Origin of the sequence: Paenibacillus sp. FSL H3-0286 (assembly GCF_045040705.1) — a bacterium.
GTDB classification, from domain to species: Bacteria; Bacillota; Bacilli; order Paenibacillales; family Paenibacillaceae; genus Paenibacillus_AQ; species Paenibacillus_AQ odorifer.
In genome coordinates, this window is sequence record NZ_CP150285.1 from 386,468 (window position 1) to 403,701 (window position 17,234).

Here is a 17,234-nt window from a genome sequence, read left to right on the forward strand (position 1 = left end):
GCAATCTCGCTCACAAGAGGTGAGAAAAATTAAATTTAAATCGAAAATATTGCTGTATGCCGGTATTGGCTATGTTGTCGCTGTATTAACGAGTTCTTTTTTGCCTGAGTTACTCTCCTTGCTGTTGCCTGTAGCGGGTGCAGCGGTAGGGGTTCTTGCAACGAGAAGTCCAAGAACCAACCTTCCGGCTGAGGTGCTGCCAGCAGGTCCAGAGACGGTGCCTGTTGCTCCAGCTCCCTCTGCAAATGCTCCGCAATTACCTAGTGTGGCAAATAATGCTGCACCAGGTAATCCGGGCAATAGTGGTAGAACTGAGGCCGAACCAACGAAGATTGGACCGGAATTTGCTCCAGTAGTTGAGTACCTTAGCATTCTGGAAGATATGATTATCTCCGAGGGGCAGAAGGATACACTGGACAATGAAATTGTCGAGAAATCACTGGCGCTTTTTGCGAGACTTCAACGTGTAATTCCGCTGCTGCAGGAGCTCAATAATGGCGATATTAATCATACGGTCCGCAGATTGATTCTGAAGGATTTAAATGGTGTGATTAACCCATTTTTGCGCCTAAGTGGTGAAGCGAAGACGAAGAATCGGAGAACGCTGCTGAACGGTCTAAGAGATGTTGATTCCAAAATATCGGATATTGCTTCGACGATCGAACATAAAGACCTGATGGAACTTCAGACGAAGGCGGAACTGATTCATCAGCGGTATAGCAGTTCCGAATTATAGGAGGGAAACCCATGTCCACGCAGTTGATCCAATTAAAAAAAGAAGATGAACAAAAGGTAGTCGAAGAAGCCGCACAATTGATCGAGAAGGTATCCCAGACAGATACAGTCACGTTGGATTCTTTAATGGATGATATCGGGAAGCTTGGGGTGAAGACGCAGGAAAAAGCAGGCCAAACGCTCAAGCTGCTGGATCGTCCGGTAAATGACCTGATGTCCGGTAAGCGTGTTGAAGTGCCTAACATGATTATGAAGCTGCGGAATGAGTGTGAAAATCTGCAACAGAGTAAGAATGTTAGCTTTTTCGGCAAAATGCTGCGGAAGAGTCCGATGAAGAACTATGTGTACAAATATCAGTCTGTCCGCACAAATATTGATGCGATTGTTACTGGTCTACGCGACGGCAGAGATACCCTCGAAGAGAGTATTGTAAATATGCGCCAGCTGAAACGTACCTCTATGGAGGAGATCTATAACCTTCAAACCAAAATTGCCTTCGGCAATAAGCTAAAAGAGCTGTTCGAGGTGGAGATTGCGAAGCCTGAGAATGAGTTCCGTAAAGCTTATCTGGAGCGTGGTCTGCGTAAAGTGATGGTTCGTATTCAGTCCATGACAGAGATGATTCTGCTCTACAATCAAGCGATTGCTGCTACAGATATCATCAATGACAATAATGATAAACTGATCGATTCCGTAAATAATGCGATTGATAAAACTTCTAATCTGATTACAGTGTCGGCAATGATTGCGATGTCGCTGGCCGATCAGGAGAATGTTATCAACGCTGTAGAAGCAACAAATAAGACGATTGAAGATCAGTTTAAAGAAAATGCACGCTTGCTGCGTACGACTACAGAAAAAACGACCGAGCTTCTATCCAAACCTTCCATGTCTATGGAAGCCGTGAATCAAGCGATCGGGGATTTGCTTAGCGCATTGGATACTTCGGAACAGTCAAACCGTCGTATTATCGAAAGCTGCCAGGATTATACATCCAAAATGACGACGATCAATACCCAACTGGGCAATCGTCTAGGACTCAATGAAGCGGACAAGCCTGAGGCGCTGAAACAAGGTGAAGCAGAGAGCCAACTGAGCAGCTTCTTGAACTAATTGTTTTAAAAAAAGTTCATAAAAATATAGCAGAGCAGTGAGTCTTCATTTCTGGGGGTTCGCTGCTCTGCTTTTTTTTGGATATGAAGTAGCTTGCTTACAACTACATAGGCGTAAACGTGATCTAATCAAATGAAGTTTACTGTAGCCAAACATAAAGCCCTATTCAAATACATAAGTTGTCACAAGACTACATGTGGAGGAAGTGGGGATAGGCTATGGTTTTAGGCTGTTTGATACTCGTGCTTATCATCGTCGCCAGCAGTGAAAAAGCAGAAGCCATTGCTAAAATGAATGAAGACAATTAGCAAGAGGTAGCTTCGCTTCCCCGTAAGTATTCAGGGATTTTTTGCCGCGAGTTGGTTCAAGTAATTTCCAGCGGGTTATTGGGTATAATAACGCAAGGCTGTCGATTAGCCCATAATCAGCTGGAAATACCAAAATCCCTAAGGAGGTCACATGGAGAACGAGGCACTACTTCAGGTTGAACAATTAGCACTTAAGAAACAGAAGATATTCCGGCAAAGCGTAATGCGCTATATTGCCAGAGCCATGCTGGCCAGTATGTTTATCGGATTCGGTGTAATTGTAGCATTTAAGACAGGCAACTATTTCTTTATGGAGCAATCCCCCTTTGCATATCCCATGGCTGCGATTACTTTCGGAGCGGCTATTATTCTAATTTCTTTTGGTGGTGGGGATTTATTCACCGGAGATACTTTTTATTACACATACACGGCACTAAGACGGAAAATGAAATGGTCTGAGGTTGTCCGCATGTGGATCATGAGTTATATCGGTAATATTCTTGGGGCTGCCGTTTTTGCCTTGCTGATTTTTTTGACAGGACTGTTCTATAGCTCAGATGTAAACGGTTTTTTGCTATATGTAGTGGAGCATAAGATGGAAGCCCCGGCAGGTCAGCTTTTCTTTCGGGCTATTCTTTGTAACTGGCTCGTTTGTATGGCTTTTTTTATACCGATGAATATGAAAGGCGATGGGGCCAAAATGTTCGCCATGGTCTTATTCGTATTCTGTTTTTTCATCTCCGGCTATGAACATAGTATTGCCAATATGTGTACCTTTGCGATTGCGCTTGTACTTGATCATCCCGGAACGGTATCGTGGTATGGCGTGGTGCATAACCTTGTCCCCGTTACGATCGGCAATTTAATTGGCGGTGGCGTACTGATGGGGGTAATGTATTATTATGTGAATAAACCTTTTCTGGATGACACTAAGCATTAACTGAAAAATAGAAAATAATAATTCTCCAAAACTTCGCTCTTGTATAGGGTGGAGTTTTTTTGTGCAGAAAGTTATTTTTTAACATTGGGATTATTTGATTTTTAAGGATTGAAAAGGATTAGAGGGAGAGAGGTAGAATACATAATTATGCAATGCAAAATTGAAGATTCATACAGAATGGGGTAAGGGCTTTGGATGAGACAACAGGGATACTGACGGATGAGACCATTATTAAGGCTTCCAATCAGCATTGTATAGACCAAGGAATTGATCCTGAGCAACCGCCTGTCTTTGCAAAGGGATATTCTACTGATGAATTGGGGGCACAGCTTAGCGCATATAGTGAAGTGATTGAGGTTATCGAATTTTTTGTCAAAAAATTTCTTTCCTCAGTCAAAGGGAACCCGATCCTAGTTACGATTTCGGATGATGCAGGTTATCTATTGGCGTTCCAAGGAGATGCGACGATTATTGATCTCGTAGGACAGGTAGGCATCAAAGAAGGCGTGCAGATGAATAAAGAGGTGGGTACCAATTCAATCGCTTTAGCCCTTGAATATCAGAGGCCATTCCAGCTGACAGGACGAGACCATTTCCATCATATTTTGCATCATTTAGTATGCTGTACAGCTCCATTTTATAAAGAAAATGGGCAAGAAATTTTAGGTACAATTTCATTTATGGCAGATATAGATGTAGCCCATCCCCATTTGCTGCCTCTGCTCTGTACGATGGCTGACTCGATTGAACGTGAGATTTTGTTGCGGAGAGGGAATTCTCAGCTGCAATTATTAAATCGGATTTTGCTAGAGACCAATTACTTAGGGGTAATCATAACAGATCAATTCGGAACAGTCGTGAATATAAATGAGAACGGTTTAGCTATGCTTCATTTGGGTGGTGAGCATCAAGAGTCTGTTGTTGGAACTAGTGTCTTTGAAATTAGGAATGTGGGCGCATACTTTCAACATGTCATCATACATCATGTCGCATGTGCCGGGTTAGAAGTGATTCAGGAGAAAAACGGGTTGTTCGAGCATTATATGTTAGATGTACTACCCGTTTACGATGGGAATGGTTACTTAGCGCGTGTGATTGGAAGTTTGCGCAACATCACGGAGATGAAAAGAACGGAAGAAGTGCTGCGCAATACAGAAAAGCTAGTGGTCGCAGGACAACTGGCTATGAGCATTGCACATGAGATCCGTAATCCCCTGACTACGGTGAAAGGGATGCTTCAACTGGCTAATAAAGATTCACGTCTGTTGCATTATGATCTCATTATGTCAGAAGTGGAAAGAATGAATCTTATTGTGAGCGAGTTTCTTATTCTGGGTAAACCGCAGGCTGCGCATTATATGACTGAACAATGTAGCACGATCCTGCTGGAAGTATTGAATATCTTCGCGATTCAGGTGGAAATGAATAATATAGTGTTAAATACAAAGATCCATTATGATGCTGAGATCGAATGTGACCGCAATCAGATTAAGCAGATTTTCCTCAATATCCTAAGAAATTCAATGGAAGCTTTGCCTTTTGGCGGGAGCATTACAGTGACTCTTGATGTGAAGGATGAATTTCAGGTGATTACCTTCACCGATAATGGAGAGGGTATGAACAAGGAAGTTCTGGAGAAATTAGGAGAGCCTTTTCACACGACCAGAGGCGATGGGAATGGACTTGGCTTCATGATTGTCAAAAAAATCGTGACTGCCCACAGAGGATATGTGGCAATAGCTAGTGAAGAGGGAGTGGGCACGGCCGTTACAATTTATCTTCCGATGGCACATTCATACCACAAATGAAACAGCAATAATAATTCATAATTAAAAAGACTCTTCCGCCCATATAAGCGAAAGAGTCTTTTTGTATATCCATTTGCATCTAATGGTGAGGAATTACCACTTAGAGCCACCCGATGAATTTCCACCGGATTTGCCGCCGCCACCGCCCCAAGAAGAGCCGCCGGAGGATTTGCCGCCACTGCCGCCACCACCCCAGGAAGAGCCGCCGGAGGAACGTCCCCCACCGAATCCGCCTGAAGAAGGAGGACCGGAGGACATCCGTTTACGGGCTTGCGCACGCCGCTGTTGCTCTCTCATCATGGCTAGCTGGGCAAGCCGTTCTTCCTCTTCCTTTTGGCGAACGATTCGGTTCGCTTCATTCACAAAGGAAGTGATCTGAGCGTCATAAGCGTGGCCAATCGATTCCAGTTCCTCCAGGTTGTAAGGCCGGGAGGACAACCGTTGCTCCAACTGGCTATATTCCGGCAGTAAGGATAACTCAAAGCGGATTCTGGAAGACAAGCCTCTGCTGTGCAGCATTCGCTGGGTCGTCTCTACCCGACTTTGTCCTTCGGAGAAGAGACGTTGTACTTTATCCAGTCTTTCATTTAATGCATTTAGACTTTCAGAGACGCCGTCATATTGCCGGCCAGCTTCATCCTGCAAGGACAGCAAGCGCTCCAGCGCATCGTGGGCCTTGTCATATTCGCCCCGTTCATCACTGGTCCAGTTCTCAATTTGCGCCACTTCACCTGCGCCTTCCCGAAGACGTGTGCTCCACTCTGTCAGAATGTTCTCTACGCTAACTATATGCTGTTCTTCGAAATGTACACGTGCTTCTGTAATTCGGGCCTGCAGCTCGTCTCGCCGCTGCTTCAAGTGGCTCCATGTGGTGCGGAATGTCTCTAGATCTCTGCGGTTATTCTGCCGCAGCAGTGCTTGCTGCTCTGTCATAGCAACAGCTTCATCCAGAAGCAGATCTAGTCTGGCGCCGATTCTGCGCACCTCATCCATATCTCCTATACGCAGCGGCGCTTCAAGAGTCAACGATTCTACGCGGGCCTGCTCTAGGTGGTCATATGGCTTAACCTTCATATTGTGCAGTAAATTCTGTTCAATGATCCCGGTGATTTTGGCACGTGCCGCAGCTAATACCGTAGGAAATTTGTTTAGCTTATCATCATAGAGATCAACATCCTTCAGATCCTGTTCGATTTTTTCCTGACGTTCTTGTGCATCCTCGGTAACCTCTTGTGCAGCAATGGGATCAAAAAGCTCCAATTGGTCTGCCTTAGCAGTTTCCTCCGCAAGCTCCTTAAGTTCCTCTACAATTTCTTGAAGCTCATATCCGGTTTCTTTAACTGCACCTTGCAGCTGTTCTTCAAGCTCTGGCGTATCCTCTTTCAGCTCTGTAATACGCTGTTTGACATTGCGGTCAGCTTCGCTAATGACAGCAATGTGTTTCTCTTCCTCTTCAAGCGCTGTGCGGAAGGCAGCTTCGGTCTGCTGCAATTGTTTCACGGCTGTCTTGAGGGCAGCCAAACGATAAAATGCTGGCTGAACGTCTTGACCTTCGCTTTGTAGTGCGGAGATTTCAACGAGCTTGGCGGACAGCCGCTTGGAAATACCTTCGACTAGCTCTCCCGTCTTCCCTTGAACGATCCCTTGAAAAGGGTTTAGCGATTCCAGTGCCCGATTTGCCTGGACCATTAAATTAGATAACTGTTTCTGTTGCTCGCTAAGCTGCTTGCGTCGACGCAGACCTGTAACCATTACAAAGAGTAGAAGGAGGATTAGAAGGGCTCCGATAAGAATCGCTGCAATCATAAACATGGAGCTGCTGGAGCGGTTTACATCATTCCCGACCCCGGCTGCGCTCCCGCTTCCTGCGGTTCCTCCAGTATTGCCGGCACGATCTCCGATGGAATGGATGGCATTAATCAAAGCCTTTGTCCCGCCAGCGAAGTCCCCTTTTTTGGCATAAGGAATGAAATAGGTGTCGAGCAGTTTTTGGATGGCTGAACTTCCCGAGGACCCTCCCTGATTCTTAGACCAAGTATTTAACGAGCTTTGAAAGTCTGGATTTAAGAAATTTAGCTCAATGGACTGGTCACCAGCGGAGATCAGCAGTAGAAGATCCCGCGTGGACAGTTTCCACGAGTCGTAAACCTTGTCTGCATACTTATCAGCTGGAGTACCGTCTGTGGAATCTACAGTGAGTACATGGATGGTCATGAGTTCTCCAGTAGCGGTAGCAGAAATAGACGCGGCTTCTGCGGAACTGAACATTTCAGCGTTATCGGTAACAAATCCCTGCTGTGCAGGAATTCCAGCGGCGTATGCACCAGGTACCCATAACAGGCTGAGCATTAAGAATAAAGCTATATACTTTTTCAAGCTGACACGCTCCGATCTGAAGGACTTTTTATTCAATATATTATGCTGATAATTATACTATATCATTAACCATCAGGTGACCTGGAGATACTCCAATTATTATATAGTTATGTCTGCATACCAACAAAAAAAGCCATGCCCCCAAATAAGGGAACACGGCGTATACTCGGAAGCATTATCTTGTCGGCAGACAGAGAATGTATTGCAATCTGGATTTAATTTCTTTTTGCCATTTCAAATCTCCAACTTTAACGGCAAGATTGAGCAGATCCAGATAATCGTCAACCTGTAATGTTGTTCGGGTAGAGGTAACGTTCATGGGTGATCAGTCTCCTTTTAACTTAAATATAGTAAATTGAAATTATTAACGCTTATAATAATGATAATCATTATCATCGTTTATCGTTATTGCTATTATCCACATTTTCTATGTAAAAAGCAATATAAAAATCAAGACTTCGTAACTTTTATCATTTACAAATAAAAGAGTCCATCGAAAGATGGGGATTTGCGTATAATGTGTGGTTTTAGGAAAGAATTAGCAGGAATCTTACCATATTTTGTCGAATACTTTTTAGAATAATGCTTTAAATTCTAAATTTTAGCAAAAAGGGGAATTGGGCAATGAAGCGGTGCACAATGTTGCTTCTGATTATTTTTCTGCTTTTGCTCGTACCTCCTACAGCCGCTCACGCCGAAAGAGAGGATATAAGGTACCAAGTAGAACTGGAATATCCACCTTATAAATATGTAGAAAACGGGTATTTGACCGGGTTTGATATTAATTTGAGCACGATGATTTTTGAGAAGCAGGATTACCTTATTCACTACAGTACTGGGCAATGGGATGAAGTATACAGTCGGCTGATTCAAGGAGATATTGAGATAGCAGGTCTTATGGCAATTACGGAGTCGCGTAACCAAGAGGTGTTATTTTCAGATCCAGTTATTAAGAATTATATTTCCATCTATGCAAGGCGAGAGCTTGAGGATGAGATCGATTTAAAGACGTTGGGAAGTTATAAGATTGGGTTAGGGAATGGACAGTATTCTGCAACCGTGCTGAACAGCAAGGTGGGGATTACAAATTACATAGAATATGCAACGACTCCTGAAGCTTTGAAGGCTTTAGAAAAGGGGGAAATCGACCTTCTATTTGAGAATCAGGAAGTGATTGATTATCTGATTGCTGAACAGAAATTGAAGGGGAGTATTATCAAAAAAATGAGCAATCTCTACCCTAGGGATGTCGCTTTTGCAATAAGTAAATCCTCTCCGGAGCTAGTGACTTATGTTAACGAGAGATTGGATCGCCTGCATCGTTCAGGTGCTTTTGAAGAGCTGTATCAGCACTATTTCTTCGTTCATTCGGATTATTATAAAGTTATGATGCGCAATAGATTTATTGTGGGAGCCATTATTCTGCTCGGCCTTCTGATCATTAGTGCGGTTTTGCTAAAAATGTATATTAATCACTTACGGCGGGCGGTTTATTCGGAACAGCAATTTTTTGAAGATGTAATAGAGCATAGCGGTATGGTGGTTTGGGCTGTGCAGGCGGATAAAAAGGTAGTTCGGTTTAACAATTACGCTGAGCGAATGACGGGCCTATGCGAGAATGAAGTAGTGGGCAAAAACATTGAGGATATAGAGGGGCTGACAGGCAGTACGGCGGCTATTCGGAATCTGCTGGAAAGGGCCGTACAGCTTGAATATGTTGATAATATCGAGCATAAACTTCCAGACAATTCGCCAGCAGCGCGGTATTTTTCATTTCGGACCACCTTGTTGAAAGGATTGGATAAGCAGGCAGCTGATATTTTTGTGCTTGTAGGAGTGGATATCGATGAGCGCAAACAAAATGAGCTAAGGCTTCAGCAAAGTTATGAGGAACTGGAAGCTACTTACGAAGAGCTGTCAGCGACAGAGGTCGAGCTACAGGAGCAATTTGCTAAGCTGCAAGTAGGTGAACGACGGTTCAGTCTCGCGACAGAGGGTTCTGGTGCATACATGTGGGAGCTTGATTGGGAGACAGGACTGTATAATCTATCGGATCGCTGGTACAAGCTCATGGGCTATACGGAGGATGAAATCAATTCCTTCGAAAATGGGGTGCTTAGTATTATTCATCCCGATGACCAGCCATCATCCCAAAAGGCAAGACATGATCATCTGGCAGGTTTAACACCTATCTACGAGACGGAATACCGCATGCGGACCAAAGATAATCAGTTCGTCTGGTTTGAGGTAAGTGGTAAAGCTATCGTTGATCCAAAGAATGAAGTTGTGTTATTTATCGGTTCGCTGATTGATATTAGTAAGCGGAAGCAGGTAGAGCTAAAGCTGAGCAACAGTTATCAGGAGCTTGAGGCAACCTATGAACAGCTTACAGCCACACAGCAGGAGCTTGTAGAGCAATACGATATGCTGGTGGAGAATCAAAAACACATGCATCGTCTAGCTTATGTGGATGAGCTTAGTAATCTACCCAACCGTGTATGTCTACTGGAATCTATGGAGAAATATCTGCAATGTTCAGGAGGCAAGGCGGCGCTGTTGTTCGTAGACACCGATAATTTTAAATACATCAATGATACCTTAGGGCATAAATCCGGTGATGTTCTTATTCAGAAGGCTAGTAAAAGGCTGCAGTCGGTGGTGCGGGAAGGAGATATGCTCTCTCGGCTCGGCGGGGATGAATTCGTGATTTTTATTAAGGATATAGAAAACCACGAGGATGTGCTAGACCTGGCGGAGCGGATCATGAGAGCGTTCAGGCAGTCCTTTTTAATCGGAGAGAGTTATTTGTACGTTTCCGTAAGCATCGGAATTTCCTTTTATCCGGAAGATGGGGAGACCACCGAGCAAATCTTAAAAAATGCGGATGTCGCTATGTACCGGGCAAAAGAGGATGGTAAGGGGACTTATGTGGTATATGACAAATCTATGCATACTGCGTTTAATGAACGGATGAATATAGAGAAACATTTGCGCAGTGCCATGAATAATAATGAGTTTGAGTTATATTATCAACCGCAGGTGGATATCCAGTCTGGATTAATCTCTGGTTTTGAGGCTTTAATTCGCTGGAATAGTCCAACGCTGGGCTTTGTATCTCCACTTTCCTTTATCAAAATCGCCGAGGATTCCAGGCTGATTATTTATATTGGAGAATGGGTGCTTAGGGAATCGTGCATCTTTATGAAGGGCATTCAAGATCGTATGGGCATTCCTTACAAGATATCAGTTAACATTTCCATTATTCAACTATTGCAGGATGATTTCGTCGAGATGGTGCAGGAAAGTCTGGCTGAAAGTGGGCTAAAGCCTAGTTGTCTTGAACTGGAAATCACCGAGTCTATTTTTATGGAATCGTTTGAGAGTATCGTGAATAAGCTTCAATTCCTCAAATCCCAAGGCATTCGTATTGCGCTGGATGATTTCGGAACGGGATACTCATCTCTTAGTTATTTGCAGCAATTGCCGATTTCTACGCTTAAAATGGATAAAACCTTTATCGATTCGCTTTCGGAAAAAGCTTACAGCCAGTCTTTTGTGCAGACCATTATACAGCTGGGCCACAATATGGGGCTGGAGGTCGTTGCGGAGGGAGTGGAAGAGATCAGCCAGCTGGATTTCCTCAGAAAATCGGGCTGCGATAAGGTACAGGGATATCTGGTTAGCAGACCTGTTCCGAAGCAGGAAGTGGTGGAGCTTTTGGAACCGCAGAAGCGTTACGGAATATAGCAGTGGATACACAGCCCTCATCTCAAGGTGGGGGTTTTTGGTATGAAATGCTTCTGAAATTAAGGCTTTGCAAAAGAAAACAAGCTCCGACAGATAAACAGTGTCTGTGGAGCTTGTCACTAGCTGATGACAATTTTGTTCTTCCCGGTGTTTTTAGCTTCGTAAAGTGCATCATCAGCCTGCTGAAAAGTAGAATTTTTGGAGTCTGCACCTGTGTAATCATGCATCCCGATACTGACGGTTATGCTTTTCCCTTCCATTTCGGCAAAAGGGGTATCGGCGACTTTGGCTAGAATTTGTTGCATGATTTCATAGGATTGTTCAAAGGTTTTGGTTGTCAGAATGACAATGAATTCCTCGCCCCCGTACCGCGCGGCGAAATCATCAGGACCGATATACTCGAGCAGGATCGCTGCGACTTTTTGTAATACGATATCTCCAACGGAGTGTCCATAGCAATCATTTACTTTTTTGAAATTATCGATATCCATAACGGCAAGCTGCATGGAGAATGGATTACTCTGCTGATGCTCGATTAGCCAACCCAAATATTCGTGAAAAGTCTTGTGATTATACAGATCAGTCAGGGGATCTATCTTAGATAGACGATCCATGATTATATTCTGAATGCGTAATTCCTGTTCTGACTTGACGGAGTTCTGCAGGGATTGCATCAAATCACGTCCACGAACGATTACTGCAAAACCTGCCAAAGCAGTGCCTGCAAAAATAAGAGCGATAATGATTGTTTGGGTGATCGGGAAGTACTCGTGAATGGATGTCTTGGTGAATAAAATGATCGTGTACAGTAGAGAAATAGCAGAAGTGGCTATCATATAACTGCTCTTCAGATAGATCATCGAGACTAGTAGCGGGAACAGCATAATTAATGATTTAACATGCAACTCATCGCTGAGATTGACGATAATCAAAACCGCAAATAGATGGCTTGCAACCGTAATGGCGAGTTGGGCCCACAGAGGCCTCCATCTATAGATTACTTCTAGAATAATGATCAAACTCACTATGATGGAATCAGAAATCAACGAGTGCTCAATATAATCGTTCCTGGTTGGGGTTTCCGGACGCTGGCTCCATAAGGATAGAGAAACAATGAACTGAATACTTAAATACACAATCAGGATGATCCAGAATGAATTGAGAAGCACACGATTCCAATAGGTCTGACGAGGAGTTTGAGGTGTGGCGCGCATAATGTGATCCTCTTTTCCAGTGGCAATATGCTTATATATTCGACAATAAGCTCAGGTTTCCTCTTGATGGCTTTCTTGGAAGCGGGAGATCAACAAGCATCTTTATAAGGGGAGATTGCCTGGCCCGGGGAATGATTGATCGAAAAGGAATACTATAGAAAGTATTTCCTTTAATTAACTCTGCTGATATAATGTTAGAATACATAACATCAATCGAGTGGAGTGGAAGTAAAGATGCAGATCCGTCGAAACCAGATTTTCGTAGTCGTCCTGTTGCTTCTTGTCAGTGTGTACAGCTTATTGATTGATATGCTCTGGATGCATAAGCTGGTGATTATTCTGCTTATGGGTTCTCTAGGATGGTTCTCGCTGAATACATCCCGCTACGGTTATCGCAAAGAAGCGCTGCTGAAGGATTCACAGAACAAAGTGGAGCTTCTTGGCAATGAGATTGTAGTTACCTCGGATCGGCTGCATGGTGCGCTTGAAGAAATCAGCCGCCATACAGAGCAGCTGCAGCAGACAGCAGATTATTCACACGCGTATGAAACGGATTTAAGGATTCGCAGCAACGAAGCTAAAGCCAATATTGAAGGGGCCTATCAGACGATGGGCGGTGTAGCCTCAGTTACAGCACATATCGAAGAATTGACGGAAAAACTAGGCTCGAATATGCAATATGCTCGGCAAGGAATGACAGCAATGGTAGATTCCCTGAGCATTGCAGATGTGGTGATGAAGGATCTGCAAACACAGAGTGGGGACATGTTAGCTAAGTTTACTGCCCTGAGTAATCATATTGCGATGGTAGAGGAGATCAATACATTGATTAACTCCATTGTGAATGAGACCTCGTTGCTCGCGCTGAATGCTTCTATTGAAGCGGCCCGGGCCGGTGAACAGGGCCGCGGATTTGCAGTAGTGGCCAGCCGGATTCGGCAGCTGGCTGATCAAAGCAAGAGCTCGGTAGACCGCTCCTCAGGCATCTTGCTAGACATTAATAATGGAGTACAGCAGGTGCTGGAATCCGTTACGAAAGAGCAAGTCTCAGTGGAGCGTGGGGTGAACGAGGTCGGCACGGTTAAGCTTCGACTCGATGATATCGCGTCGAGAGTAGATGAAGTAGGCAGCGCCGTGACGGAAACAATCGATGCTGCCGCGAAGCAGGGCAAGCTGATTGTAGAAGTGACAACGGAGCTGAGCGGTGCGGTGGCTATCATGAATGAGACGATTGCCAATGTAGACCTTACGCTGGAGCAGGTGACACGGCAGCGGGATCAAATTGGGCAGCTGAACGAAGTCAGCGCCAATCTGTTAGCGGAGTCGCAATCCTTGCAGCAATCGGTTACTAGCATTGCGGGCAGAGCGGAAATTGAGATGAGCCAATATGCAGCCCGGCTTCAGGAAATGCAGAGTCTCTTGGAGACAATTTCCGCCAAGGAAGAACTTTACGCTCCAGATACTGAAGTTCATCAAGGTGTTTTGAACGCTTACATTAAGAAAATTCCAGATGTACAAGCCATTTGGTCCAATCGGACGGATGGAACCTTTATCTACTCCGAGCCAGCGGCTGGCCTGTTGAATGCTAAGCGGCGTGATTGGTGGAATGGGGCCATGAATGAAGGTGAATATGTCTCTAAACCTTATGTATCCGCGATTACGAAACGTTCTTGTATTACATTATCTAGAGCAATCCGGAATCGTCAGGGAGATGTAGTAGGCGTGGTTGGTATTGATTTAGCGGTGTAATAAAACAACAGCAGCAAGCCCTTCTGTAGCAGAGGCTTGCTGTCTTTTTTATTCCGATGCTAACACAACTTAGCTTTAGGTAGCGCTGACCTGCAATTGCTTCCACGTTGCCTGCCAGTTTTTTTGTGCAATTCGTTTTTCATAAATAGGGAGTAAGTTCGGATTATTGTTGAAATGAGGGGTAGCCCGTAACACTACATTAATAACATCTGCAATCCCATGCGGAGCGGTTAGGATAACCTTACCGTATTCATCTAAGGAAAGCCCAAGCGCTGTAGCTGTTTCCGGAAACTTGGAGATGGCATCTACAGATGACGTATAGGGCGCAAGGTTGTTAATGGTATGCATTCTTGCTTCATTCTTAACGGACCATGGCACATGGGGATTTAAATTTCTTAGTTTTGCCTCCCATTGCTTTTCCACTTCCTCATGAAGATTGCTGCCGTCATAATAAATAACATCAATATCTGGCAAAGGGGTCCGCTCTTCAAAGCCATGTAAGGTATCCCAGATTTTTGAACGTACAAACCCAGCACAAACCCACCAGTCAGGTAACTGTAGCGATCTGGCATTTTCTAAAATATCCATCATCCAGGGGTCATTATGTACAAGCTGAATGATATCTGCCTCGTGTTCTATCTTGTGCAAACTGCCACCTCCGAATATTCATGCTTCCAATCTGTTAATATCATACAACAAGAGTTTCAATAGAGGTATAAAGGGACAGGTTGAATGGACAGAGGCATGAACTATCTTTATAATGAATCGACATCGAGACCTTTGGAGGCGGTGACCGTGCAATATACGTTTACTATATTACTGCAATTGTTGGAAAGAGCTGCGTTATTGCTGATGTGTCTGTTTGTATTGACTCGTCTGCCGCGGTTTAAAGAGGTTTTTCAAAAAGGGAGTTACGCTCCGCAAGAGCTTGCTATTGCGACGATGATCTTCAGCTTATTTGCCATTTTCGGCACTTATAGCGGGATTAATGTGGAAGGTTCGCTTGTGAATGTACGAATTATCGCCATCGTATCTGGCGGGATTTTGTTCGGGCCATGGGTTGGACTTATAACAGGCATCATCTCAGGGGTTCACCGTTTTCTGATTGATATCGGAGGGGTAACCTCTCTTCCTTGTCTGATTACGAGTATCACCGCGGGCATAGTGTCTGGGATAATCTATCGCCGCACCTCTGGTGAACGTCGCTGGATAGCAGGGATTTTGGCGGGAATGGCCTGTGAGGCACTGACGATGCTGCTCATTCTAGCGATGGCTCAGCCGATGTCGCTGGGTGTGGATATCGTGTCCAAGATCGCTTTTCCGATGATTATGAGCCAGATTAGTGTCGGCCTGATTGTTGTGCTAGTGCAGAGCGTGGAAGGTGAGAAGGAACGGATCGCGGCTAAGCAGTCCAAGCTGGCGCTTGATATTGCCAATAAGACCTTGCCGTATTTTCGCAATATTAATCAGGAGTCGCTGCACACCATCTGCCAGATCATCAAAGAGGATATCGGTGCAGACGCTGTAGCCATTACCGATACTCGGTTTATTCGTGCCTATGTTGGCGTGGGTGAGGAGGATTATGAGACAACTAACGATATTATCAGTGAGGAAACTAAAGTAACGTTGTCCAGTGGTGAAATTACCATCCGTAACGATGATAGTGATTACGTGAATCCGCAGATCAAGTCGCTGATCATTATTCCTTTGAAGGAAAAGGGTGAGGTGACGGGAGCGCTCAAAATCTATTACACCAAAGCCCACAAGATTACCTATTCGCTTCAAGCTATGGCCGTGGGTCTGTCGCAAATGATCTCTACCTTGATGGAAGTGTCGCGGGTGGAAGGCATTAAGGAAATGGCGAACAAAGCGGAGCTGAAGGCACTGCAGACCAGCATTAACCCGCATTTTTTGTTCAATGCACTGAATGCGATTGCGTCCTCGATTCGAATTAACCCGGATAAGGCACGCGAGCTGATTGTGAATCTGTCCGGTTATATGAGATACAATCTGGAGCTTACCGATGAATTCATTGATATCAAACGAGAGCTACAGCAGGTCCAGCAATACGTAGAGATCGAAAAGGCGCGTTTTGGAAGCCGGCTTAACGTGCTTTATGATATTGATGAGGTTCAGGTTCGAATTCCGAGTTTGATCATTCAGCCGCTTGTAGAAAATGCGATTATACATGGCATACTGAAGGTAAGAGGGACAGGAACAGTAACGATTTCTGTAAAAGACCAAGGGGATACCGTACGGGTGGGCATTCGCGATACCGGAGCTGGCATCAGCGAGGAAACGATAGAGAAGGTCTATACTGGCGATATGCCGGAGAATAAAATCGGGCTGTTTAATGTACACCAACGGGTAAAGCTGATCTATGGGACTGGACTTACCATTCAGAGATTGGATAAAGGGACGAACATCTTTTTTGATGTTAAAAAGGAGGACCAATGAGAGCGATCATTGTAGAAGATGAAGAGCTGGCAAGACAGGAGCTGGCTTATTTAATAGAGACGCACAGCGGGATCGATATAACGGCACAGTTTGAAGATGGGCTGGACGCGCTTAAATTTTTGCAGAGTGATACGGTAGATGTGATTTTTCTGGATATTAATATTCCTTCCATCGATGGGGTGCTGTTGGCACAAAATATCAGTAGATTCTCGGTAAAACCCTACATAGTGTTCATCACTGCGTATAAGGAGCATGCCGCTGAGGCGTTTGAGATTGAAGCTTTTGACTATATTCTTAAGCCTTATAGCGAGGTACGCATCAAAGCCATGCTGCACAAGCTGGAAAATGCGTTTGCCAGCCGTGGACGACAGGGGGAAGAAGAGCGTAATCCGGTCAGTGACAAGGTTAATCTGTGGAAAAATGAAAAGATTATCGTAGTGAATGCCGACGATATTTATTACGCCTCCGCGCAGGAAAAAAGTACAAGTGTGATGACTAAAGGTGAGGAATACAGCATGGCACTTAGTATTAGCGATTTCTTTCAGCGGCTGCCGCAGGATCGTTTTTTTCGCTGCCATCGTTCCTATATTGTTAACCTGTCCAAGATCAAGGAAATCATCCCGTGGTTCAACAATACGTATTTGCTGCGCCTGCATGATTTAGGTTTTGAAGTGCCGGTAAGTCGTAGTAAGGTAAAGGAATTCAGGCAGATTATGCGCTTATAAATGCAATTCATTCTTCATTTCCGTCATCTCATGCCGGATTTCTCTCAACATCGGCTGGTTTA

At 44.5% G+C, this 17,234-nt stretch carries 12 protein-coding genes; 8 read left to right on the forward strand and 4 right to left on the reverse strand.

The window, feature by feature from the left end; all coding sequences use genetic code 11:
* The first annotated feature begins 28 nt into the window (after positions 1 to 28).
* The 4 genes from MHB37_RS01730 to MHB37_RS01745 all read left to right on the forward strand — a co-directional run bounded on the left by MHB37_RS01730 (position 29) and on the right by MHB37_RS01745 (position 4,904).
* The gene (locus tag MHB37_RS01730) at positions 29 to 736 is read left to right on the forward strand and encodes a hypothetical protein (protein ID WP_076278972.1); all 708 of its coding nucleotides are present in this window, start codon (positions 29 to 31) and stop codon (positions 734 to 736) included.
* An 11-nt stretch (positions 737 to 747) separates the two neighbouring features.
* Complete coding sequence (locus tag MHB37_RS01735; RefSeq protein WP_036687432.1) at positions 748 to 1,848, forward strand: toxic anion resistance protein; 1,101 nt, start codon at positions 748 to 750, stop codon at positions 1,846 to 1,848.
* A gap of 459 nt (positions 1,849 to 2,307) precedes the next feature.
* On the forward strand, positions 2,308 to 3,096 hold the full coding sequence (locus MHB37_RS01740) for a formate/nitrite transporter family protein (protein WP_076124688.1): 789 nt from the start codon (positions 2,308 to 2,310) through the stop codon (positions 3,094 to 3,096).
* A gap of 191 nt (positions 3,097 to 3,287) precedes the next feature.
* Complete coding sequence (locus MHB37_RS01745) at positions 3,288 to 4,904, forward strand: ATP-binding protein (RefSeq protein ID WP_341088306.1); 1,617 nt, start codon at positions 3,288 to 3,290, stop codon at positions 4,902 to 4,904.
* A gap of 93 nt (positions 4,905 to 4,997) precedes the next feature.
* Here MHB37_RS01745 and MHB37_RS01750 read toward each other — a convergent pair whose 3' ends face one another.
* Together MHB37_RS01750 and MHB37_RS01755 are read right to left on the reverse strand one after the other, a co-directional pair.
* The gene (locus MHB37_RS01750) at positions 4,998 to 7,280 is read right to left on the reverse strand and encodes a TPM domain-containing protein (protein ID WP_405168878.1); all 2,283 of its coding nucleotides are present in this window, start codon (positions 7,278 to 7,280) and stop codon (positions 4,998 to 5,000) included.
* A 175-nt stretch (positions 7,281 to 7,455) separates the two neighbouring features.
* Positions 7,456 to 7,599: a hypothetical protein gene (locus MHB37_RS01755; RefSeq protein ID WP_167348483.1), complete on the reverse strand. Its 144-nt coding sequence runs from the start codon at positions 7,597 to 7,599 to the stop codon at positions 7,456 to 7,458.
* 305 nt (positions 7,600 to 7,904) lie between these two features.
* Here MHB37_RS01755 and MHB37_RS01760 point away from each other — a divergent pair, with 305 nt between their 5' ends.
* Positions 7,905 to 11,027, forward strand: a complete 3,123-nt coding sequence (locus MHB37_RS01760; protein WP_076282361.1) for an EAL domain-containing protein — start codon at positions 7,905 to 7,907, stop codon at positions 11,025 to 11,027.
* Positions 11,028 to 11,146: 119 nt separating this feature from the next.
* On the opposite strand, the gene MHB37_RS01765 is transcribed toward MHB37_RS01760, so the two are convergent.
* A complete protein-coding gene (locus MHB37_RS01765) occupies positions 11,147 to 12,241 on the reverse strand; it encodes a GGDEF domain-containing protein (protein WP_076124680.1) in 1,095 nt (364 codons plus the stop codon).
* A gap of 234 nt (positions 12,242 to 12,475) precedes the next feature.
* Between MHB37_RS01765 and MHB37_RS01770 the strand changes: the two genes are divergently transcribed.
* Complete coding sequence (locus tag MHB37_RS01770; RefSeq protein ID WP_405168879.1) at positions 12,476 to 13,990, forward strand: methyl-accepting chemotaxis protein; 1,515 nt, start codon at positions 12,476 to 12,478, stop codon at positions 13,988 to 13,990.
* Positions 13,991 to 14,065: 75 nt separating this feature from the next.
* Here MHB37_RS01770 and MHB37_RS01775 read toward each other — a convergent pair whose 3' ends face one another.
* Complete coding sequence (locus MHB37_RS01775) at positions 14,066 to 14,581, reverse strand: nucleotidyltransferase family protein (RefSeq protein ID WP_076124758.1); 516 nt, start codon at positions 14,579 to 14,581, stop codon at positions 14,066 to 14,068.
* 261 nt (positions 14,582 to 14,842) lie between these two features.
* Between MHB37_RS01775 and MHB37_RS01780 the strand changes: the two genes are divergently transcribed.
* Both MHB37_RS01780 and MHB37_RS01785 read left to right on the forward strand, forming a co-directional pair.
* Positions 14,843 to 16,447, forward strand: a complete 1,605-nt coding sequence (locus MHB37_RS01780) for a sensor histidine kinase (protein ID WP_303047248.1) — start codon at positions 14,843 to 14,845, stop codon at positions 16,445 to 16,447.
* On the forward strand, positions 16,444 to 17,172 hold the full coding sequence (locus tag MHB37_RS01785) for a LytTR family DNA-binding domain-containing protein (RefSeq protein WP_076275969.1): 729 nt from the start codon (positions 16,444 to 16,446) through the stop codon (positions 17,170 to 17,172). The genes MHB37_RS01780 and MHB37_RS01785 overlap by 4 nt, the downstream gene beginning before the upstream one ends.
* Positions 17,173 to 17,234: the final 62 nt, after the last annotated feature.

Bases quoted from the DNA above. Each gene is read 5' to 3' on its own strand.
- MHB37_RS01780 (WP_303047248.1), top strand. From the start codon at position 14,843: ATGTGTCTGTTTGTATTGACTCGTCTGCCGCGGTTTAAAGAGGTTTTT.
- MHB37_RS01770 (WP_405168879.1), top strand. From the start codon at position 12,476: ATGCAGATCCGTCGAAACCAGATTTTCGTAGTCGTCCTGTTGCTTCTT.
- MHB37_RS01765 (WP_076124680.1), bottom strand. From the start codon at position 12,241: ATGCGCGCCACACCTCAAACTCCTCGTCAGACCTATTGGAATCGTGTG.
- MHB37_RS01740 (WP_076124688.1), top strand. From the start codon at position 2,308: ATGGAGAACGAGGCACTACTTCAGGTTGAACAATTAGCACTTAAGAAA.
- MHB37_RS01755 (WP_167348483.1), bottom strand. From the start codon at position 7,599: ATGAACGTTACCTCTACCCGAACAACATTACAGGTTGACGATTATCTG.
- MHB37_RS01775 (WP_076124758.1), bottom strand. From the start codon at position 14,581: ATGATGGATATTTTAGAAAATGCCAGATCGCTACAGTTACCTGACTGG.
- MHB37_RS01785 (WP_076275969.1), top strand. From the start codon at position 16,444: ATGAGAGCGATCATTGTAGAAGATGAAGAGCTGGCAAGACAGGAGCTG.
- MHB37_RS01735 (WP_036687432.1), top strand. From the start codon at position 748: ATGTCCACGCAGTTGATCCAATTAAAAAAAGAAGATGAACAAAAGGTA.
- MHB37_RS01760 (WP_076282361.1), top strand. From the start codon at position 7,905: ATGAAGCGGTGCACAATGTTGCTTCTGATTATTTTTCTGCTTTTGCTC.